Annotated in this window: 16 protein-coding genes, 1 tRNA gene and 1 pseudogene; 13 read left to right on the top strand and 5 right to left on the bottom strand. The window is 27.3% G+C overall.

Translation table 11 applies throughout. The features are described 5' to 3' along the window. Positions 1-57 precede the first annotated feature (57 nt). The 5 genes and pseudogenes from BHAMNSH16_RS02100 (at position 58) to BHAMNSH16_RS02080 (ending at position 7,743) form a co-directional block, all read left to right on the top strand. On the top strand, positions 58-969 hold the full coding sequence (locus tag BHAMNSH16_RS02100; RefSeq protein ID WP_069731477.1) for an Rpn family recombination-promoting nuclease/putative transposase: 912 nt from the start codon (positions 58-60) through the stop codon (positions 967-969). A 192-nt stretch (positions 970-1,161) separates the two neighbouring features. Beyond that, positions 1,162-3,504 (top strand): BspA family leucine-rich repeat surface protein, encoded by a 2,343-nt coding sequence (locus BHAMNSH16_RS02095; protein ID WP_069731476.1) that lies wholly within the window; start codon positions 1,162-1,164, stop codon positions 3,502-3,504. A gap of 43 nt (positions 3,505-3,547) precedes the next feature. After that, positions 3,548-4,759: pseudogene (locus tag BHAMNSH16_RS02090) on the top strand (BspA family leucine-rich repeat surface protein); the annotation flags it as partial. A gap of 36 nt (positions 4,760-4,795) precedes the next feature. Beyond that, a complete protein-coding gene (locus tag BHAMNSH16_RS02085) occupies positions 4,796-7,387 on the top strand; it encodes a BspA family leucine-rich repeat surface protein (protein WP_069731474.1) in 2,592 nt (863 codons plus the stop codon). A gap of 98 nt (positions 7,388-7,485) precedes the next feature. Then, a complete protein-coding gene (locus BHAMNSH16_RS02080) occupies positions 7,486-7,743 on the top strand; it encodes a PTS transporter subunit EIIB (protein ID WP_008728799.1) in 258 nt (85 codons plus the stop codon). A 52-nt stretch (positions 7,744-7,795) separates the two neighbouring features. Here BHAMNSH16_RS02080 and BHAMNSH16_RS02075 read toward each other — a convergent pair whose 3' ends face one another. Both BHAMNSH16_RS02075 and BHAMNSH16_RS02070 read right to left on the bottom strand, forming a co-directional pair. Further along, entirely contained in the window at positions 7,796-9,490 is a 1,695-nt protein-coding gene (locus BHAMNSH16_RS02075; protein WP_008728800.1) for a DNA repair helicase XPB, read from the bottom strand. A 38-nt stretch (positions 9,491-9,528) separates the two neighbouring features. Beyond that, positions 9,529-10,221: a tetratricopeptide repeat protein gene (locus tag BHAMNSH16_RS02070; RefSeq protein WP_069731473.1), complete on the bottom strand. Its 693-nt coding sequence runs from the start codon at positions 10,219-10,221 to the stop codon at positions 9,529-9,531. Between the two features lie 172 nt (positions 10,222-10,393). Here BHAMNSH16_RS02070 and BHAMNSH16_RS02065 point away from each other — a divergent pair, with 172 nt between their 5' ends. The 6 genes from BHAMNSH16_RS02065 (at position 10,394) to BHAMNSH16_RS02040 (ending at position 17,373) form a co-directional block, all read left to right on the top strand. Further along, positions 10,394-11,425 (top strand): hypothetical protein, encoded by a 1,032-nt coding sequence (locus tag BHAMNSH16_RS02065; RefSeq protein ID WP_069731472.1) that lies wholly within the window; start codon positions 10,394-10,396, stop codon positions 11,423-11,425. A gap of 43 nt (positions 11,426-11,468) precedes the next feature. Next, entirely contained in the window at positions 11,469-12,464 is a 996-nt protein-coding gene (locus BHAMNSH16_RS02060; RefSeq protein ID WP_069731471.1) for an NAD(P)-dependent oxidoreductase, read from the top strand. A gap of 133 nt (positions 12,465-12,597) precedes the next feature. Continuing rightward, the gene (locus BHAMNSH16_RS02055; RefSeq protein WP_008728806.1) at positions 12,598-14,226 is read left to right on the top strand and encodes a peptide ABC transporter substrate-binding protein; all 1,629 of its coding nucleotides are present in this window, start codon (positions 12,598-12,600) and stop codon (positions 14,224-14,226) included. A 244-nt stretch (positions 14,227-14,470) separates the two neighbouring features. Then, a tRNA-Cys gene (locus BHAMNSH16_RS02050) sits at positions 14,471-14,541 on the top strand. A 14-nt stretch (positions 14,542-14,555) separates the two neighbouring features. Beyond that, positions 14,556-16,460, top strand: coding sequence for a penicillin-binding protein (locus BHAMNSH16_RS02045; protein ID WP_008728807.1), 1,905 nt, complete (start codon positions 14,556-14,558; stop codon positions 16,458-16,460). 10 nt (positions 16,461-16,470) lie between these two features. Next, a complete protein-coding gene (locus BHAMNSH16_RS02040; protein WP_008728808.1) occupies positions 16,471-17,373 on the top strand; it encodes a carbohydrate kinase family protein in 903 nt (300 codons plus the stop codon). A gap of 1 nt (position 17,374) precedes the next feature. Here the strand turns inward: BHAMNSH16_RS02040 and BHAMNSH16_RS02035 are convergent, their stop codons facing one another. From BHAMNSH16_RS02035 to BHAMNSH16_RS02025, 3 genes are all read right to left on the bottom strand, one after another. Beyond that, positions 17,375-17,926, bottom strand: a complete 552-nt coding sequence (locus BHAMNSH16_RS02035) for a hypothetical protein (protein WP_008728810.1) — start codon at positions 17,924-17,926, stop codon at positions 17,375-17,377. Positions 17,927-17,952: 26 nt separating this feature from the next. Next, the gene (locus BHAMNSH16_RS02030) at positions 17,953-19,125 is read right to left on the bottom strand and encodes a tetratricopeptide repeat protein (protein WP_008728811.1); all 1,173 of its coding nucleotides are present in this window, start codon (positions 19,123-19,125) and stop codon (positions 17,953-17,955) included. 74 nt (positions 19,126-19,199) lie between these two features. After that, positions 19,200-19,862, bottom strand: coding sequence for a bifunctional nuclease family protein (locus BHAMNSH16_RS02025; RefSeq protein ID WP_008728812.1), 663 nt, complete (start codon positions 19,860-19,862; stop codon positions 19,200-19,202). Positions 19,863-20,047: 185 nt separating this feature from the next. Between BHAMNSH16_RS02025 and BHAMNSH16_RS02020 the strand changes: the two genes are divergently transcribed. After that, entirely contained in the window at positions 20,048-21,808 is a 1,761-nt protein-coding gene (locus BHAMNSH16_RS02020; protein ID WP_069731478.1) for a SpoIVB peptidase S55 domain-containing protein, read from the top strand. Positions 21,809-21,875: 67 nt separating this feature from the next. Beyond that, positions 21,876-23,927 (top strand): ligand-binding sensor domain-containing protein, encoded by a 2,052-nt coding sequence (locus BHAMNSH16_RS02015; protein ID WP_008728814.1) that lies wholly within the window; start codon positions 21,876-21,878, stop codon positions 23,925-23,927. The last annotated feature ends 48 nt before the right edge of the window (positions 23,928-23,975 follow it).

Raw genomic sequence — 23,975 nt, 5'->3', positions numbered from 1 at the left:
ATATTAGCTTTTATATTTATTTTTGACAAAGTTAATAATTTTAAGTATAATACATATATGAGAAATAAATCAAATATTAAACAAATAAAATATTTTAATCCTTTAAATGATTATTTTACTGATAAAGGCAGCAGCGAGTCCATACTTTTGGATTTTATTAATTCTATAATGATTAATGCTAATATGAAAACTTTTCGTTCTGTTGAAATTCTTACCCATTTCAATCTAAAGAAAAATAGGAATCTAAAGGAAACAATAGCACCGAAGGTGGCACGCAAGGTGGACAGATGTCGCAGATGCCTCGATGTAAAATGCCTTACTCAAAACGGTTCAGTTGTTATTATAGAAATACAATTACAAGGCAATTCTAGATTTCCAGAACGCATACTTTATTATTGGGCTGCTAATTATAGTAAATTACTAAAGCATGGTGAAAGATACGATGTACTTACTCCTGTAATAAGTATCAATCTATTAAATTTCAATTTGGATAAAACAAAGAATATACATTCATGTTATATGCTTTATGATATGAATAATAAAAAGTTATTAACAGATCATTTGCAGATACATATAATAGAGTTAAAAAAAATTAAGAAAAATGCATTATCTAGAGATTTAAATTATTGGCTAAAAATATTTACAAGTAAAAATTTGGAGGTGTCTATGTCTGAAATAGTAAAAGAAAAAACCATAATGGAAGAAGTGCAGAAAAAATATAATAATTTTGTCAAAAGTAAATTAATGATGATGGAATATGAGAAAAAAGAGGCATATCTATACGGTAATCAAATAATGCTTGATGAGGAGAGAAGATTAGGAAGGGAAGAAGGTATAAAAGAGGGTATAGAACAAGGTATAGAACAAGAAAAATATTCATTAGATAAAAATATGAAAAAAGAAAATATAGATATTGATATTATAAGTAAAGTAACAGGCTTAACTATAGAAAAAATCAAAAAGTTGTGAACTCTCATTTATTTAATAAAATATTTTATCGAACAATTTTTTATATTTTGTATTTGAATAACTATTAGCATATTAATTTTTTAATAATCAGTTAAATTTATAAAATTGCCTTATAAATAAAATTATTCTCTAGTATAGAAAAATCATATATCTATAATAGAGTTATGTAAACTATAACTTAGGATTAAATTTATGAAAAAGTATAAACCAAAAACAAAAGAAGAACTCAAAAAATTAGTATTTACAGACGGTATAAAACTTAGCGATGTAGATACAAGCCTTATTACAGATATGAGCGAGCTTTTTCAAAAAAGTGAAAGAAAAGATTTTGAAGGCATAGAAGATTGGGATACTTCTAATGTTGAGAATATGTCTTGGATGTTTAGAGAATGTTTAAGTTTTAATCAGCCTTTAGATAAATGGGATACTTCTAATGTTACAAATATGAGCGGTATGTTTAGTATTGCTAAAACTTTTAATCAGAATATAAATAATTGGAATGTTAGTAAAGTTGAAGATATGAGTTATATGTTTAATGCATGTGATTCTTTTAATCAGCCTCTTAATGATTGGGACGTATCTAATGTAAAAACTATGGAGGCTATGTTTCATTCTTCCATTTCTTTTAATCAGCCTTTAAATAGCTGGAATGTATCCAATGTAAAAACTATGGAATCTATGTTTTATTCTGCCGATTCTTTTAATCAGCCTTTAGATAAATGGAATACAAAAAAATTAAGCAAAATGTACTCAATGTTTAAATATACTGACAGCTATGATTATTATGATTCATTAGCAAATTGGGATTTAAGTAAAGTATCAGATATGAGTGATTTATGCACTAACTATGAAAGATTCTATGAAAAATTGCCTTTAAGGCTTAGAGTATATATGCAGGCATTTTATGGTTCTCACAACACTTATGTACCTATTGAAAATAGTGATAAAGAATATGATGATGATGAATATGATTTTATATCAGAAGAATATGATTTAGTATCAAGAGATTATGTAACTATCACAAAAGAAAATGTCAAAGAAGTATATAATGCAATATCAAAAGACACAAATAAAAAAGTTATGGCATTAAAAAAGAAATTAGAAACAGAGTTTAGTGAAGAACTTTCATCTGTTACTGATGATTATAATTTCAAAACTATAGAAGAAGCAGAAAAATATGTTGAAGATAATTATAATAAAAAAGATGATAAGAAAGTAAGCTTTATAAATAATAATTATAAGGTTTTGATAAAAGATAAAGCTAGAGAAGTTGAAAATAAAGTTTTAAAATATATATATTTAGAGTATTTAGTTCTTAAAAGAGATATTAAAAGATTAACGCAGATTGATAATATAGTTAATTTACTTGATAAAGAATCATTTGTAAATTTTGCTAAAAATATCTATGATGAAACTAATAAAGAAACAGCAGCTTTTATTTATTGTTTATACGGAGGAGATAAAGCCATAAAAAATATATATAAAAAAGAAAAAGATACTAAACTTTCACTTTTAATAATTAAATTAAATATAGAAAGTAAATATGCACTTAGAATATTATATGAAATATATTCAAGTACAAAAAAATCTGAAGTACGTTATGAAGCTTATAATCTAATTGAAGAAGTGATTAAAAAAATGAATATTAGCTATGAGGAGTTTGAATTAAGATTTTCTCCTGATTTCAGCTTTAATTCTCAAGGAGAGAGACTATTAAATGAAGATTATAAATTAATTTTGAATAATGATTATTCTTTGAGTTTGTTTGATATAAAAAATAATAAAGAGTTAAAAAAGATTCCTCAAAACTTCGATGAAGATTTAAAAGATGAAATAACAAAATTAAGAAAAAAAATTCCTTCTTTTATGAAAGATACTTCTTCTCTTTTAGCTGTTTTATTAGCAAGCGGAGAGAAATACAGTTATGATATATTCAAAGATATTTTTATTGATAATGCTATGATGAATAGATTTGCTTCATCTTTAATATGGAATCTATATGATAATAACTATAATTTTATAACAACTTTTAGATATTCAGGTGACGGAAGTTATTCAAACTGTGAAGATGAAGAAGTAAAAATTGATGATAATAGTTTTGTAGGTTTAGCAAGCCTTGTAGAAATGGACGATAATACTATAGATAAATGGAGAAAGCAGCTTGAAGATTATGAAATAGCACAGCCTTTACAGCAATTAACAGTTATAAAATTAGATAAAGATAATTTGAAAAGCGAAGTAGAAAAAATAGATAATTTAGAAATAGCTTATGGTACTTTTAAAGCTTTCGGTGCAAGATATGAAATGTATTCTGAATATATAGGATACGATGTTGTCAAAAATTATTCATTAAAAACAAAGAATGGAGATACTTTTACTATAGATGCAGATGTTAATTCTAAAACTGATTATCATGACAGAGTAAAAATTAATATTTATTTTGATAATGAAAATGGAGAGGAAGTAAGTAAAAGATTTATTTATACTTTACTAGTATTAATGATTTGGGATTTTAGACTTACAGATTTATTTTAATTATAATATATAATTTTTAAATTTATAATTAGGATACTAGATTATGAAAAAATACAAACCAGCAACAAAAGAAGAACTCAAAAAATTAGTATTTACAGACGATATAAAACTTGATTGTGTAGATACAAGTCTTATAACGGATATGAGCAATCTTTTTCATGAAAGTAAAAGAAAAGATTTTGAAGGCATAGAAGATTGGGATGTTTCTAATGTTGAGGATATGTCTTATATGTTTGCATATATGGACTATAATTTTATTTTAGACTTATCAAGAATAGATTTTAATCCTAATTTAAATAATTGGAATGTATCTAAAGTAAAAAAGATGAGTAATATGTTTGCCTATTGTTCTAATTTTAATCAGTCTTTAGATAAGTGGGATACTTCTAATGTTGAAGATATGTCATTTATGTTTTTGGGAGCAAAAGAGTTTAATCAGCCTCTTAATGATTGGAATGTTTCTAATGTAAAAGATATGAGAGGTATGTTCAAGCTAGCAGAAAGTTTTAATCAGCCTTTAGATAAGTGGGATACTTCTAGTGCTGAAGATATGTCATGTATGTTTAATCTGGCAAAAAACTTTAATCAGCCTTTAAATAATTGGAATATTAGTAAAGTTGAAGATTTATCAAATATGTTTAGTTATTGTACTATTTTTAATCAGCCTCTTAATGATTGGGACGTATCTAATGTAAAAAATATGGAATGTTTGTTTGATAGCTGTGAGAATTTTAATCAGCCTTTAGATAAATGGGACGTTTCTAATGTTGAAAATATGTTTAGAATGTTTGATGATTGTAAAAAATTTAATCAGCCTTTAAATAGCTGGAATGTATCCAATGTAACAAATATTGCATGCATGTTTATGTTGGCAGAAAGTTTTAATCAGCCTCTTGATAAATGGAATACAAAAAAGGTAATTAGTATAGCATTTTTGTTTAAATATGCTGAAAAGTTTGATAATTATGAATCTTTAGAACATTGGAATTTAGATAAATTAAAAGATATAACTTTAATTTGTGATGATGAAAATAAATTGCATACAAGACTTAAAGTATATATGCAAGTTTTTTATCCTAAAGAAGATTATATCACTATAACAAAAGATAATGTTAAAGAAATATATAATCTTATTTCAAAAGATAAAAATAGAAGAATATCCAAATTAAGAAAAAAACTTGAAAGTGATTTTTCAGAAGAACTTTCATCTGTTACAAAAAATTCTTATTTAAAAACTATAAAAAATAATGAAAAATGATATTTTAAAATTAAAGTTAATTTGGAGAGAATTATGAGAAAATACAAACCAGAAACAAAAAAAGAATTAAAAAAATTAGTATTTACTGACGGTATAAAACTTTGTTATATTGATACAAGTCTTATCACAGATATGAGCAAGCTTTTTTATGAAAGCAAAAGAAAAGATTTTGAAGGCATAGAAGAGTGGGATGTTTCTAATGTTACAAATATGGATATGATGTTTGCGTATATGGGCTATAATGCGTTGGTAAGATATTCAGCTATAGATTTTAATCCTGATTTAAGTAATTGGAATGTATCTAAAGTAAAAAGTATGAATAACATGTTTACTCATTGTTCTAATTTTAATCAGCCTCTTGATAAATGGGATGTTTCTAATGTTGAAGATATGTCATTTATGTTTTATGGTGCGAATGAGTTTAATCAGCCTTTAAATAATTGGAATGTATCAAAAGTTAAAAATATGAGAGGCATGTTTCAGGAATGCGAAAACTTTAATCAGCCCTTGAATAAATGGGACACTTCTAATGTTAAAGATATGTCATTTATGTTTACTCGTGCAAAAGTTTTTAATAAGCCTTTAAATAAATGGAATATTTCTAAAGTTAAAGATTTATCAAGTATGTTTGCATATTGTGATGTTTTTAATCAGAATCTTAATGATTGGGATGTTTCTAATGTTGCAAATATGGATTCTTTATTTAGGCAATGCGAAAAATTAAATCAGCCTTTTGATAAATGGGACACTTCTAATGTTGTAAACATGGAAAAGACATTTTTCTCATGCATGAAATTTAATCAACCTTTAAATAGTTGGAATGTTTCTAATGTAGAAAATATGGATATGATGTTTTATATGGCACAAAGTTTTAATCAGCCTCTTGATAAATGGGATACACAAAAATTAATCACTGCTGCGGGACTATTTAGATTTGCGTATAAGTATGATAATTATGGGTCTTTAGAAAATTGGAATTTAGATAATTTAGAAGAAGTTGGTACTTTTTGCGATGATGAGGATAAATTACATACAAGACTTAAAGTATATATGCAAGCATTTTATCCTAAAGAAGATTATATAACTATAACAAAATTTAATGTTAAAGAAATATATAATCTTATTGCAAAAGATAAAAATAAAAGAGTTGTAAGATTGAGAAAAAGAATTGAAAGCGACTTTTCACAGGAACTTTCATTTGTTACAAAAGATTATAATTTCAAAACTATAGAAAAAGCAGAAAAGTATGCTCAAAAAAAATATAATGCTAAAAAAGAAGATAAAAAACTTACATTTATAAAGGATTGTCATGTACTAATAAAAGATAAATCAAGAGAAGTAAATATTACAGTTATAAAGTATATATATTCAGAGTATTTATCTTTGAAAAGAACAATTAACAGATTAGAAAAAATTGACAATATAGTTAACTTGCTTGACTTTGAATCATTTTTGAAGTTCATTAGAGAAATTTATTTAGAAAATCAAAGCATAGAGATTGCAGGTTTTATTTATGCTATGTACGGAGGAGATGAAGCTTTAAAAGAGATATCTGAATTGATATCATTAGGTATTGATTCAAAAGTTTTCCTTATAATGATAAAATTCAATATAGAAAGCAGATATGCACAGAGCTTATTATATGAAATATATATAACCGCAAAGAATTCTGTAGTTCGTAAAGAAGCTGGAAAAATGATTAATGAATTGATTGAAAAAATAAATATAGGTTATACTGAATTTAGATTAAGATGTACTCCAAATTACGGATTTAATTCTCAATGTGAAAAAATATTAAATGATGATTATAAATTAATTGTTAATAATGATTACACCTTGAGCTTGTTTGATATAAAAGATAATAAAGAATTGAAAAAGGTTCCTCAAAACTTTGATGAAAAATTAAAAGAAGAAATCAAAGAATTAAGAAAAGAAATACCAAAGTTTATTAATCATACTGCTAGTATTTTAAGTATTACATTAATAGACGGTGATATATACAGTTATGATTTGTTTAAAGAAGTTTTTATTGATAATTATTTAATGAATAAATTTGCTTCTTCTTTGATATGGAATCTGTATGATAAAGATAAAAACTTTATAACAACTTTTAGATATTCAAATGATGGAAGTTATTCAAATTGTTATGATGAAGATGTAAAGATTAATTCTAACAATTTTATAAGTTTGGCAACTCCTGCAGAAATGGATAATAACACTGTAGATAAATGGAGAAAACAGATTGAAGATTATGAATTAGCACAGCCAATAAATCAATTAACACTTATAAAATTAGATAAAAAGAATTTGAAAAAAGAAATAAAAAAGATAAAAAATATAGAGGCAAGTTACGGAGCTTTTAAGGCATTTGCTAAAAGATATGATATGTATACCAATGATGTATTGGGATATAATGATACTATAACATATACATTTCCTGCAAATGACGGAGATATTTTTACAATGTCTGCAAAAGTCGATGCAGATATAGAATATGATGAGCCAATAGATATCACTATTGATTTTAAAAAGAGTGAAAATAAAAAAGAAATTAGCATCAGATTTGTTTATACTTTCTTAGTATTTACAATTTTGGATTTTAGATTGACAGATTTATTTTATTGATATCATAATAAAATAATTTTAATAAAATTGATTGTAAATATATAAAAAAGATATATAATTAATTATTAAAAGATATTAAAATATACAGAGGTTTTTTTATGGAAGTAAATTACAAAAAAATAGCAGAAGAGATAATATCAAAAGTAGGTAAAGATAATATAGAATCACTTAGTTATTGTGCTACAAGATTGAGATTAATTGTGAAAAACAGAGAACAAATTAAAGATGCTGAAGTTGAAAAAATAGAAGGTGTTGTAGGAGTTTTCTATAATTCAGGACAATATCAAATAGTTCTAGGTAAAAATGTCATGCCTGTTTATGATGAGATGGTAACATTGGGAGTAAGACCCCTATAATAAGTATCATTTATAAAGTTTAACGAATATATTATTTTTGTTCGTTAAACTTTTAATTATTAAATTCCAATTCTTCAAACGAATCTTTATCTAATAACTCGTAATGATATCCCTGTTCTGTTAAAAATAATTGTCTTTTATGAGCAAAATCTTCTTCTTTTGTATCTGTAGTTATTATTGAAAAGAAGTAGCTTTTATTTTCACCTTTTTTAGGACGAAGAACTCTTCCTAATCTTTGAGCTTCTTCCTGTCTTGAACCGAAAGTTCCGGAAATCTGTATTAAAACATTAGCATCAGGTAAATCAACAGCTAAATTGGCAACTTTACTTACTATAAGTATTTTTATTTCTCCGGTTTTAAATTTTTTATATATTATATCTCTTTCGCTTTGAGGAGTCTTTCCTGTAATTATAGTATATCCTGTTAGCCTTTTCATCTCATTTAATTGATCCAAATACTGACCTATTATTAGAATATTTTTTCCTTCAAGCTTTTCTATAATTTTTTTTACTACTCTATATTTAAGAATATTTTCACTTGCTATTCTAAATTTTACTTTGTCGCTGGATACAACATAATCAGATCTATGAGAATCATCTAATGGTATTCTTATATCATAACAGTATGCTTCAGCTATAAATTTCTTTTCTTCTAATTCACGCCAAGGTATATCGAATTTTTTAGGACCTATAAGACAGAACACATCTTTTTCAAGTCCGTCCTCCCTAACTAAAGTAGCAGTAAGTCCCAATCTTCTCATACTCTGAATTTCACTTGTAAGTTTTATTATAGGTGCAGGAAGCAAATGTACTTCATCATATATTATTAATCCCCAATTATGCTGAAAGAATAACTCGAAATGCACAAATGGAGATTCTTTATTTTTTCTATATGTAAGTATTTTATATGTAGCTATTGTTATAGGCTTTATTTCTTTATTGAGACCATTATATTCACCTATATCTTCAGGAGGAATATCAGTTTTATCCAATATTTCATCTCTCCACTGACGGCATGCTGTAACACCTGTTACTATTATAAGAGTTTTTGTCTGAGTTTTATGCATTGCTGCAATTCCTACAATAGTTTTACCAGTACCGCATGGAAGAGCTATAACTCCGGCACCGCCTTCAGGTTTACCATCAGCATAGAAAGCATCTACAGAATTTTTTTGATAATCTCTTAATGCAAAATCATCTCCGCTTGATGCCAATTTTTCTCTCATATTAAAATGATATTCTTCGCCTGTTTTATATCCTGCCAAGTCCTGAACAGGATAGCCTATGTTTATAAGGGCAAGTTTTATATGACCTCTGTATGTTGCATCTATTTCTAATTTGTTTTTGTTAATTTCTGACTTTATATATTTAGTCATTAATTTATAATGCAGGATTTCATCAATGATATTTTTATCTTCGCTTATAAGATAGTATTTATCATATTCTTTTATTATTTTTATTCTTCCGTATTTTTCTATGCTAGTTTCAATCTGCTTTATTATATTTTTCGGAATTTCGTAAGATGTATATTTTTTCAAAAAATTAAGTATTTGATCTGATGTATAATTTAAACTAGCAGCATTCCATAAAGAGACTAATGTTATTCTATATGTATGTATATATTCAGGACTCTTTACTAATTCAGCAAATACTAACATGAAATTTCTAATTTCTTCAAAATGTTTTGTACTAACATCTAAAAGAATAGTACCATCGCCCTGAACTATAATAGGAGCATTTTTATTCAATTTTTTTTCCTTTCGATATTTAATGATGTATAATTTTTTTAATAAACATTATTTTCTATCAATGAAATAGTTTCTCTAAATAAAGAAAGATATTCAATATTATTAGTATTTTTAGTAGTCCAAGACTTTAATACATTCAAAGCTTTTGTTCTATCATTTTGTGATAAATAAACATCAGATAATGTTAAAGTTGCCTGAGGGAGCAAATAGCTTTTAGGATATGCTTTAATAAAATTTTCCAAAGTAGATACAGCTTGAGTATAATTGGTTAATCCTATTTGTGTATTAGCCAAATTATACATTGCAGTTTCCTGCAAATAGAATCCTCTTGAATTTGCTACTTCCTGATAGTATTTCTCAGCTTCTTTTAGGTTATTTATATCATAATAAACACATCCTAATGCATAAGCACTTCTTAATTTAAGTTTGCTTCCTTTAGCAGCATTATATACCTTTTGAAATCTTGAAGTAATATCTATTATTAGGGCAGGATCATTTAATTGTTCTGCTGGTAATTGTGCATTTTGATATACATTATATAAAGCTAGTGCTGATTCGAACTCTACATTATTAGCGGCATCCTGACTTTCTATATTTGCTCTGTAAAGCAGAATTCCAGCTGCAATTACTACTATTAGAACAAATCCGGATATAAATATTATTCTATTGTTGTATATATATGTAAATATTAATTCAGCATTTTTTTGCAGTTTATTTGTATTTTCAGACATAAAAATCCTCTTAAAATCTATTAGTTGAGAATAATCAATTATAATAATTAAACATAAAAAAATCAAGTATTTATTTTAATAATTATTTTGGGTATGGAGGTATTTGGGTATTGTTTATTATATTACTTATGATATAATAACAGTTAGAATTTTTTATTTTAGGTATAGATTTATGTCACATCAAAAAATAAATCCAAATGATGAAGTTTTAGCTTTAAAAATATTGGCTGAATACAGTGATTTAAACAAATATATATATGTCATTTTTTTTATAGATAAATATAATAGCAGTTTGATAGATATTGCATTTGTTATTTCAGGTGATCGCAAACTTTTAACTTTTTTAAATGCTTATACTGATTTACTAGAATTGTATAAACATATTAAAATTTATAATAGACTTAACAATGAGAGCAATCAATATTTTGATAAATTTTATGAAGTAATTTCAAATATTCTAAGTGAAGATAGAAATATTAATAATATTATAATATATCAAAGCAATAATAATATTATTTCTATTATTGATATATTTGCAAGTGCTATGAATAAATTTATGGATTTTCATATAGGTACATTTGATATAAACAGCAGTATTTTAGATATTAATTCTGTTCGCAGTGCTATAGAGAATGTTGATAAAGAAATGGAAGATGTAGCTTCTATGCATTCAGTACATCAAAATAGCGGTAATGAAACTAAAGATGAAAATGCCTCATCTGAAGAAGTTCAGACTCCTCATTATAAACTTATTAATGCCTCATTTGTAGTTGACCCAATAGGAGGAAAATCTATAAATGATATAGTTCCCGGAGACAAGGTTATAGTTAGTATAAATTCCAACACAGTGGAAGAAAATATAATATATCTTGAGCTTAAAGGAAAAAAGGATAAATATTCAAAATATTTAGTTCCTGCTGAGGTATTAGAAAAAACGGTAGAAGAAAAATCCATTAAAATTTTATTAAAATTAATAGACGGATATTGCTGCTTAATAGAAGAAATTGAACCTATTAAATTAAAATTATTCAATCCTGAAAAAGATGTGTATGTTGAGCCTAGCGAAGAAGATAATGGAAATAAAAGTTTATTTGAGAGAATATTTTCTAAGATAAGCACTTTTAAATTAATGATGTTTGGACTTGGTGCTATTATAATATTTGTATTTATTGCTATGGTATATGTATTCTTCTTTCAGACTTGATTTATAATTAATGTAATATTTTTCAAACTTAAAGGCAACAATTATGAGTATAGCTGTGTATTCTTTTTTAGATGATGAAGCTGAATTTTTTAAATTAATGGAGAAAAAATATAATACTAAATTCACATTGTATAAATATCATTTAAATATTGATAATGTCAAAGATGCAAAAGGTTTTGATTCTATAGTTTTTAATGCAAGAGACATTATTACTGATAAAGTTTTTGATAAATTGAAAGAATACGGCGTAAAATATATGAGTACAAGATCTGTAGGTTATGATAATATAGATATTGATTATGCAAACAAAATAGGAATAAAAATAGCAAATGTACCTTCATATTCTCCTAATTCTGTGAGTGAGTTTACAGTTCTATCATTGCTTTCTATTGTTAAGAATTATAATAATGTGCTTATAAATGGATATAATAGAAATTATATAAGAACAGGACTTGTTGCAAAAGAGATTAGAAATTTAAATATTGGTGTTATAGGTACAGGAAGGATTGGTTCTTTGACTGTAAAGCATCTTAAAGGATTTTCACCTAAAAACATATTTGTATATTCAAGGACAGAAAAAGAAGAAATAAAAAATTATGCTGAATATATGAGTTTAGATGAATTATATGCAAACAGTGATGCTGTAATTTATCATATACCATACAGCAAAGAAACTGAAAATATGATTTGCAGAGATTCTATAAATAAAATGAAAAAAGGTGTTTATATCATCAATGTAAGCAGGGGCGGAATAGTTAATAACAAAGATTTACTTGAAGGTTTAAAAAGCGGACATATAGGGGGGGCTGCTATAGATGTATATTCAAATGAGATTGAGTATGTTAATAAAGATATAAAAAATGTTGTTTTAAAAGATGAAATTATTGAGGAATTATTTAAAATGGATAATGTTATAATAACTCCTCATTTTGCATTTTATACTGATGAAGCATTACTTAATATGGTAAGCATTTCTATTGATAATATATTTGAATTCAAAAATACAGGAAAATGTATAAATCAAATAACAAAATTTTAATCCATTAATAACTTTTTATTTTTTTAATTGACTAAGTTTAGAAAATTATATAAAATATTTTTACAAAGTTTTGATTAACTATTATTTAGGGTAGTTAATTAAAAATAAATAGTTTAATTTTATGGAGTTTATTATGAAGACTATAAGGGGATTTTTATTATCTGTTATTAGTATTAGCTTAGCATTTTTGATGATAATATCGTTAATATCATGTTCTAAAGGCAAAGATACTAATGAAGGAATTATTGTTAATCTTAGTGTTGAGCCAAAGACTATAGATCCTAGTTTGAATGCACAAATATACGGAGTAATTTATATTTCTCATGTATTTGAGGGTTTAACTGTAAGAGATAGAAATAATAAAATAGTACCCGGTGTAGCTGAGAATTGGGAAATAAGTGCTGACGGAAAAACTTATACATTTTTTCTTAGAACTAATTCTACTTGGTCAGACGGAAAACCTGTTGTTGCTGAAGACTTTGTTTACAGCTGGCAAAGACAGGTTGATCCGAAAGTGGCAAGCGAATACAGTTATCAGCATGAACCTGTGAAAAATGCTATGGCTATTACAAGAGGAGAGATGCCTGTAGATTCTTTAGGTGTAAAAGCTATTGATGATCATACTTTGGTTGTAGAATTGGAAGCCCCTACTGCATATTTTTTGGAAGTAGCAGCATTTCCTACATTTGCACCTCTAAGAAAAGATATAATAGAGCAATACGGAGATAATTGGACTTTGAAGCCTGAAACTTATATAGGAAACGGTCCTTATGTTATGTCTGAACGAAACATTGATGAAAACATCATAATGGTAAAAAATCCTAATTATTGGAATGCTGACAGTATAGTTGCTGAAAAAATAACATTTGTATTTATGCAAAATGGGGCTGCTGCTGTAGCTGGTATAAAAGACGGATCTTTACATATGGCTTATGAACCTCCTCAGCAGGATATACCTACACTTTTAGAGGAAGGATTAATACAGATTAAGCCTCTTATAGCTACTTATTATTATCCTATAAATGTAACTAATGAATATTTAAAAGATCCTAGAGTAAGAAAAGCATTATCTCTAGCTATAGACAGAAACTATATAGTAGAAAATGTTACTAAAGGCGGACAGAAACCTGCAGGCGGATGGGTGCCTTATGCGGTTAATGATGTTGACGGCGACTTTAGAATTAATGGCGGTGATTTTTATGATATATCTAAAGAAGGATATTCTAACAATGTAGAAATGGCTAAACAGCTTTTGGCTGAAGCAGGATATCCGAATGGAGAAGGTTTTCCGGTGATAGAGTTTAAAACTGATCCGGGTAATCATGTAGGTATATTTGAAGCAGTACAGCAGATGTGGAAAGAGCATCTTAATATAGATTCTACTATTACTCAGATAGATAATGCTTTATTAGGTCAGACTTTGCTTGAAAAAAACTTTATGATAGGAAGACTTTATTGGTCTGCTGATTACAGTGATCCTATGTCTATGATGAGTTTGTTTACTAGCTACAATACTCAAAATAACGGCGGATATAGCAATAAAAGATATGATGAGCTTATAGGTGAGGCTATGTCTACAGATGATAACAATATAAGAATGAAAGCTATGCATGAAGCTGAAAGAATTCTTATAGAAGAAGATATGGGTGCCATACCTCTTTATTTCTTCACAGAGCCTTTGCTTGTTAATCCTAAATTGAGAGATGTTGTATATAATCCATTAGGATTCCATAAGTTTTTCTATGCTTATTTAGAAGAATAATTTTATAAATCTGTAAATTAACAGCTGACAGCTTATGAATTAAGTAATAAATTTTATACCTATTAACTGACATGTAATTTATATAGTTAGTTAATAGGTATTTTTTTATATAGTTCCTTTGGTAAAATAATATATATTATTTTACTGTTTTTATTTTTTGAAATATAATAATCATCATTATTTTTAAATTATGTCTATTGACTTTTTATTAATTATAATATATCATTAATGACATCTAAAATATGGCGGCGTCGCCAAGTGGTAAGGCAGGAGTCTGCAAAACTCTTATCATCGGTTCAAATCCGTTCGCCGCCTCATTTTTCCTAACTATGAATGACAGCCGAGTTAAAAGATTATATTTATTCCTTATTTGCTTTTTTATAGGAACAATAGCAATATTCATTCAATTATTCAATTTAACTATCAAAGAAAGAAAATCTTTATCATCATTATCCGGACTCGATAGACCAAGGGGAACTATATATGATGTAAAAATGCGTCCTCTTACAATAAATATCCCAGCATATACAATTTATTTGGATACTGAGTCTGTTTCTTTAGATGGTAATGATAAAACTGATATAAATGAAGCTTATTCTCAAATATTTAATATTATAGGCATTACAAAAGAAAAATTTGCTGAATTGTTAAATACTAAGAGAAGAACCATAATGCTGGCTCAGAATATTAATTTAGATTCCTATAAGAAAATAAAGGAAATAAAGGATAAATATAATGTAAAAAGCATTTATGGCATAGAAAGTTATAAAAGATTTTATCCTTATAAAGATGTATTTGCTCATGTTATAGGTTATATGAATAGAACTGAGACTGAAGGCTATGCGGGACTTGAGGCAACTTATGAAGCTATTCTTTCTTCAGAAAATGATAATCCAAAAGATATAGTATTGACTTTAGACAGAGATGTTCAGACTATAGTAAGAAATGAAGTATTAAAAACTGTTGCTGAAAAATCTCCTCAATCTGTTACAGTAATAGTATCAGATGTTAATACCGGAGGTATAGTTGCAAATTATTCTTATCCTTCATTTGATCCGAATAATCCTTTTATTTATGTTAATAATGAAAGAATGGACAGAAGTATAATGAGCACTATATATCCGGGAAGTACAATGAAAATATTTGCTGAGCTTGCCGCTATAGAGCAGGGAGTAGTGAATAGTGATGAAATATTCCATTGCAAAGGTTATTATGATTACAGCAGACAAACAAGAATACACTGTGATTATCCTCATGGAGATGTGCCATTTAATGATATATTAAAATACAGCTGCAATTTTGCTATTGTAACTATAGCTGAAAGAATAGATAATCAGTTTTTTTATGATTATTTAAAAAGATTTGGATTCGGAGAGCCTACAGGTGTAGGACCTTATAAAAATGAATGGAGTGGAATATATCACCCTTTAAATAAATGGCATAGATTTTCAAAAGGATATTTAGCAATAGGCTATGATTTAAGTGTTACTCCTATGCAGATAGCTGCTTCTTATTTACCTCTTTTGAATGGAGGCTGGAAAGTACCTATGCATGTTGTTGATTCATTTTATGACGGCATAGAAAAAATCAGTGCAACAAATAATTTAAAAAAGACTAGAATAATAGATGAACAGTATTCCCAAATAGCTAGAGTTTTACTTAGAAAAGGTGTTGAATCTGGCTCTACAGGGCATAGAGCTAATCTGCTTAATATAGATGTTGTTGGAAAAACAGGTACTGCAATAACAGAAGTTTATAGAAACAATGAATCTGAAAAGCCTGAAAAGTATTATCAATCCATATTTGTAGGAGGTTTCCCTTTAGAAGATCCTAAAATATCTATACTTGTATTGCTTGATGACCCTCAGGGGCAGGGATCTCAGGGAGCGGGAAGGGTAGCGGCTCCTCTTTTTGCTAAAATAGCCAATCAGATTATACCTTATTTGGGACTTATTGACGGAGAAATATACACAATAAATACTAATGATTTTTTAAGTTTAGTGCCTCATGCAAATAATATTACAAATAACATTATGCCTAATTTGACAGGACTTTCTTTGAGAGATGCTTTAAATGGTATATCTTATATAGTATCAAATAATAATGCTAAGATAATGATACAAGGCGAGGGATATATAACAGATTTTTCACCGCAGGCTGGTACATCTGTTACTAATAATTCTATAATAAGATTATTATTAAAAGCACCTATTAAAGAACAAGATAATAAATAGGAGTTTATTTATGTTAAATATACTTACTTTCGGAGAACTTTTATATGATGTTTATGATAATGTTTCAGTGATAGGAGGGGCTCCTTTTAATTATTCTCTTCAGCTTTCAAGGATTTTAAACGAAGATGATAAGCTGCAATTTATAACTGCTTTGGGTGATGATGATTATTCTAAAGATGCTTTATCTTTTATTGATAATGAGAATATATATAAATCTTTGATACAGATATCAAAAAATTATGAAACAGGAAAAGCTACTGTTTTTCTTAATGAAAAGAAAGTACCTGATTATATAATACATGAAAATGCTGCTTGGGATCATATAGAATATAATGCCGATATAGAAAATGCTTTGAAAGAAAATTATGATTTATTTTACTTTAATATACTATCTCAAAGAAATGAAAAATCTTATAATACATTAAAAAACATATTCAAAAACATTAATGCTAAATATAAAGTATGCGATGTAACATTCAGAAAAAATTATTACACTAAAGAAAAGATAAAAGAATCTTTAGAGTTCGTAAATATATTAAAGATTAATGATGATGAGCTAGCTGTGATAAAAGGGATTTTTTATCCGTCTTTACAAAATGATAATGAAACATTGCTTAAAGCTATTAGTAAAGATTTTGATATTAATTATATATTTCTTACACTTGGTGCATCCGGTGCGAGCGTATTATATAATGATGAGTATATTTTTAGTCCTTCTAATAAAATTGATGTTATTGACACTGTTGGAGCTGGGGACTCATTTTGTGCTGCTTTGAGCTATGCTATATTGAGGGGGCTTGATATTAATAATGTATTGAAATTTGCTTCAGCTGTATCTGAGGAGATGATTCAGCTTAAAGGCGGTACTGCTAGATATGATATTGAAAAAGTAAAATCCAAATTTAATTTATAATTTATGTTCTTCCTGTATAATATTTGAATTTATCTTTTGTAAGAAATTTTATAGAAGTAAATATTCCTGTATATTTTTCATTGTATACTATATTATTTCTTATATCATCATAAAAAGTCTGCAAATTATTCTGCATCATATCGTCTATATAGCTTGATGGATATTTAGATATGTATTGATGTATTTGTCTATTTATTAATAGGGTTATAAATTTTTTAGGCGGACTATTGTAGGCTAGTAATGCTTTGTATATTCTAATATTTTGATTTATGGAATTTTTTTCTGATTGTGTTTTTGCTTCTTTTTCTTGTCTTTCTAAATCGTTTAATGTATTTTGAATATTGTATATATTATTGCTGTATATAGTTTTGCCTTCATCGCTAAAAATATAATTGGCATCTATATAGAATACATATTCTTTATTATCAGATGATAGAATTTTATCAAATTTTTCAATTACTCTAAATGTTATATTAAGATTATAATTACTTTGAGCAAAACTATACGAACTAGCTATAAGAATAAATATTATTATCGTAAAATAAAATTTCATACAATATATTCGGAATTATTTTTATATTATTTCGGTATAGATGACAATAATCTTATAAAATCCCTATCATTAGGGAATAATTTTAAAGCTTCTTCAGATATAATACTTGCATTATTATATCTTCTTTGATTATATTCAGTAACAGCATAATTATAATACGAAACTTTAAGATTTCTTTTTAATACATCAGCACCTTCTCCTATATCAGATATTCCTATTTTATATGTTTCTATAGCATTTGGAAAATCTTTCTTACTCAAATAAGTTGTGCCTATTGTATTATAATAGTGTATTTTATTATTTTTTGTCATAGAGTTATTAGAATCGAATGAGTATGCTTCTTCTAATGTTCTATAAGCAGCTTCAAAATTATTTTTATTTAGATAATCTAAAGCCAATCTATTATAAGCATTTACTAAATTATCATTATACATTTTGGTATTAGGAGAAAGATAATATGCTTTTTTTGCCATTACTAATTGTTTTTCCAAATCTTTTTCTATTTTTTTTAATGAAATAGAATTAGGATATAATGTTGCTATTAAAGTGAGTATATCTACATTATTTCTGTCTCTATAATTTCCTTGAGGCACGAAAGTAACTATTGTAGAGTTTCCTGTATTTCTTATTTCTTTTTGCCCCGGATCGAATCCCCTTGATAAAGTAGTTTCAACATCCACCGCTTTATCATCTGCATATATTGTACAAAATGAATGACTTGAAGTAAGTACGCCTGTAACCTCAAATCCGAATTCCTTGTATAGAAGCGAGTATAATATACTTGAACTTAAACAGTTATATTCACCTTTATATATTAAATCCTGAAATAGGGTAGAAGTTTCAAAATATTGCTTTAATGTTCCGCTTGTGTATAGCCAATTTAAAAGCCTTTTACCAAAAGCATAAGCCCCTTCTTTAGTATATGAAGACAATTCTTTTTTTGCAAATGTTCTTATATTATTTAATTTTTCTCTATAGAATTCAAATTCATCTTTATCAGTAATTCCTGAAGCTATTATGAATCCGTCATAATGAAGTTCTAAATCATTAGTTTCTCCATTATCTACTTTTGTAAAGAAATCATATTCTAATTCTGTAAGTTCGCCTGATTCAAATTTTATTTTATCAGATGGCTTTGAATATATTACTGAATAACTAAATAATATTAAAAATAAAATTATTTTAATACAGTGTTTCATATATCCTCTATAATTCTATTACTTACTATATAATATATAAAAAATATAAGTAATATAGAAAACAAAATTTTATTTTATTCTGTTAAATTATCAAGTTCATCTCTATATTTAGCAGCATCCTCATACCTTTCTTCTTTTACTGCCTGATCCAGCAATTTCTGTAATTCTTCTTTATTTTTTTTATTACTTTTTGTATTTAATTGCTGATTATCTGTATTATTAATTTCTTCCGGTTCTTTTTTTACAAATATATTTTCACCGTTTTTTTCTCTAAGCTCATCTCTTTCAAATTTCTGATAAGTAAAAGGTATTCCTTCCTTTACTTTCATTAAGTTATCATTTTCTTCTAATAGTATTCCTGCTTTTTCTATAACATGTTCTTCTATAAATATAGGTGCTTTTGATTTAAGAGAAAGTGCTATAGCATCGGAAGGTCTTGAATCAATAAATATATTTTTATCATTATGTTCTATGACTAATTTAGCAAAGAAAGTATCTGTATGTACATTATCTATTATTACATTTATTAATCTTATATTGCAGTTTTGAAATATATTGTATATTATGTCATGAGTGAGCGGTCTTTCTATTTTATATCCTATAAGGCTGGACATTATAGACTGTGCCTCTAAATATGCTATTGATATTGGTACAACCTTATCAGATTTTTCCGGCTTCAAAATAACTACAAAACCTTTATCTGTAATAGCCAAATTAAGTATCTTTGCTTCTACCACTTTTATAAACCTCTTTTATATATATGCCTATTTATTATAATATTAATATATATATATTATTTGTCAAGGAAAATTTATTTAATAATTATGCTTGTATATAATCTAAAATTAATGTATTATTATTTTACTATTTATAATAAAATATAGTTTTTTTATTAAATTCAAATAAATAATTTCACAATATGATGGGAACTATGAGAAAAAAATTAATCTTTATTTTTACATTATTAGTTATATTTACATTTAATTTATTTTCGCAGACAAATGAAGAATTACCTCCTTATCCTCCGGAAAATCCTGAAGTTATACCTATAAGCGAAATTTATGAGGGAATGGAAGGAGTAGGATATACAGTTATACATGGTACGAATGTGGAGCCATTTAAAGTAAAAGTATTATCTATTTTAAGAAAGAGATGGCATAATAGCGATGCTATACTTATAAGATGCGAAGGTCTTAATTTAGATCATTCAGGAACTGTTGCTGGTATGAGCGGTTCTCCTATATATTTTAATGGAAAAATAGCCGGAGCATTGGCTTTTGGATGGAACTATGCTAAGGATCCAATAGCCGGAGTTACTCCTATAGAAGAGATGTATAAATTGTATGAAGATACTAATGCTAAAGCACCGCTTTTGGGATTTGCAGACGATAATTCGCTTCAAACTCCTTTAATGTTTTCAGGTATAAGCAGTAAGGCTTTTAATGAATATTCTTCTTCTTTTAAAAAGGGCGGTTTTTATCCTATGCAGGCAGGCGGTTCTGTTTCTGATACAAATCAGGCAAGTAAATTTTTATTTGGTGATTCAGTTGCTATAGTATTGGCTGACGGAGATATCTCTTTAGCTGGTATTGGTACCGTTTCTCATACAGATGATAAAAAATTCCTTATTTTCGGGCATTCTATGTGGTCTAAGGGAAGATTGAGAGCACCTGTGTCAAGAGCATATATTAATCATGTAGTGGCTTCTGTAGATTCTTCATTCAAACTCGGATATGCTTATTCTAACTATTTAGGATATACTGTTTATGACGGTGCTTTTGGAGTTTCCGGTGTTTACGGAGAAGTTCCTGAAAATGTAATGGTGCCTGTAAAAGTAGAAATAGAAGATCAGACTTTCCTTACTAGAGATTTTAATTTCAGAGTATTAAATGATCCTACCTATTTTACAGAGATACTTTCTATGGCTTTATACAGTGCTGTAAGTTCTGCTGCAGGCGGAGCTGAAGAGGGAGTATTCAGTATAAGTTATGAAATAGAAACAGATTATTTTGAAGAGCCTTATAAAGTAACTGATAAAATATTGGATTATTCTTCTACAGAGGCTTTCAAAGCTGCTATAAAACAATTAATAGCTCCTATAGATTTCTTCATTTATAATAACTTTAATAGAGTAGGAATCAAATCTGTAAAATTATCTATAAAAAGAAATAATCTTGAATATGTTTTTTTGAATGATATAACTTTGGTAGAGCCTAGAGCAGTTGCCGGAGAAACTATACATTTAAGATTGGGGTATACTCCTTACGGCAAAGAAAAACAATATGTAGATATACCTGTAAGACTTCCTGTTAATTTGAAAACAGATGTTTACACTATATATGCTGCTAATGAATATATTTATAATTATGCTGAACAGTTATTTATGCCTAGTAAATATGAAATAAGAAGTTTAGATGATGTTCAGCGTATATATGGAAAAAGTTATGATGACAGTGCCTTAAAAGTATGGCTTTATTCTTCGTCAAGGGGAGTTCAAATAGGTAAGGATTTATATCCTACGCTTCCTCCTTCTAAATATGGTACAATGGCTAAGAATGCTACATCAGATAAAGCGGCAGTTATTACTCCTATTAATGGAAATTATCAAATGGATAGTTCAATACTAGGATTAATGAAATTGGACATAATAATAGAAGGTGCTAGAAAATACGAAAATCGTTAAATTTTTATGATTTTTTATTGATAAAATGTTTATGATAAAAAATAGATAATAGAAGGGGATAGAAAATATGAAAATCGCTAAGATTATAATTGCTTTGCAGCTGATATTAATATTATCTTCTGCTAATGTTTTTGGGGTTGTTACCAGAACATTATCAAGTACTAAAAGAGGATTTTACGATAATGGCGTTTATGACGGAATAATGCTTACAGAACAGGGAAGTTTGACTTTAGCTCCTATAATAGAACAGAATGGAGTAATTGCTGGTAAAGATATATGGAAAATGTATAGTGCTAATGACGGCAGTATGTTTGCGGCTATAAGCGGAAGCGGTGCTGAACTTTATAAAAGAACTGCTGATGATACTAATTTTTCTTTATTTGCTTCTGAGAAAAATGAGAATGCTTTTACTGCAGTTATTACTGATAATGAGGGAAATGTATATGCAGCTACAGGTCCTTATGCAAAAATAATAAAATATGACAGTCAGGGAAATGAGCTTTGGAGAAAAACTTTAAATGATACTTATATATGGGATATGAAATTTGATGATAAAGGAAATTTATTTGCTGCAGCCGGCGGAAATAATGCCAAGCTATTGAGAATAACTTCTGACGGCAATATTAAAGAAATATTAAAAACAGATGAGCAGCATGCTATGTCCTTATTATATGATGATAAAAATAATAAATTTTATATAGGAACTGCAGGAAGAGGGCTTGTATTAGTTGTTGATTTATCTACAAATTTGGAAAATCCTTCATATAATGTACTTTATGATACAGCGGAAAATGAAGTTTATGCTATAACTATGGATAATATAGGAAATTTATATTTCGGAACTTCTACAAGACAGCCTGCTTATTTGCTGCTTCCTTCTATAATAGACGGCGATAAAAGACCTGACGAAAGCGAAAAGGAATTCAGAAACTCTTTATATAAAGCTGATACTAACGGTACAGTTCAAAGATTATTTTTCTTGAATCAGACATTAGTTTTGGCATTGAGCAGCGATAATAATAATAATATATATTTTGTTACAGGAGACACTGCTGATATATATAAAATAGGAGGAAATGACGGACTTTTATCATATATAGGCGGTTTAAAAAATAAAATACTTTCAACATTTGCTGTTTCTGATGACGGGCTTTATTTTGCAATATCAAAAACAGGTGAAATATACAGAGTAAAACATACTTATCCTAATCAGGGTACTTTTACAAGCGATTCGTTAGATTTAAAACTTTTAAGTAAATTAGGAAGTTTGAGTGAAATATCAACCACTCCAAACGGTTCTTCCATATCTATTGAAGTTAGAACAGGAAATGTAGCAAGAGTTGATAATACTTGGAGCAGTTTTAATGCAGTAGGTGCTAATGGAAAGATAGATGTTCCGGACGGAAGATTTATACAGTTTAAAGTTACAATGACAACTTCTGATACAAATACTACTCCTGTACTTAATTCTATGGATTTTAGTTATGTTGAAAATAATCTTCCTCCTGAAGTAATAAACGGAGGGCTTACTACTCGTTATCTTCAGCAAAATGATTCTTCCGAAACAGCTAAAAGTCCTCAATTAGAAGAAAATGAGGCTATGATTTATTGGAAAGGAACTGATCCTAATGGTGATAAACTTACATATAATTTGGAATATAGATTAAAAGGTGAGAAAAATTATAGAAAATTAGCGGACAATTTATCGACATCATATTTTAAATTTGAATCTTATTTACTTCCTTCTGGTATTTATGATTTTAGAATAACAGCAAGCGACAGATATGATAATCCTATAAGCATTGCTAAAACTAAAACTTTAGAAGTATTTAATGTGAAATATGATAATGATCCTCCGGAAGTTTTAGATTTCAATGTTACAGGAAGCGGTGCAAATAGAAAAATTACTTTCAGAGTAGAAGATAAATTATCTTTCATAAAAACAGTAAGATATTCTACTATAACAGGTGAATGGAAATATATTGTTCCTGATGATGGTATGTTAGATTCTATGAATGAAATATTTAGTATAAATATAGAAGATGCTAATGCCGGATCTGTTACTATTGAGGTAATGGATACTGACGGAAATACTAAATATTATTCATTCTTGATATGATTATTTAATTAATAATAGAATTTTAATTGGGCTAGTGAATTTATAAAT

Source organism: Brachyspira hampsonii (genome assembly GCF_002214805.1).
Classification (GTDB): domain Bacteria; phylum Spirochaetota; class Brachyspiria; order Brachyspirales; family Brachyspiraceae; genus Brachyspira; species Brachyspira hampsonii.
The sequence above is the reverse complement of the archived record's forward strand: the minus strand, read 5'-3'. Positions and strand labels throughout refer to the sequence as shown.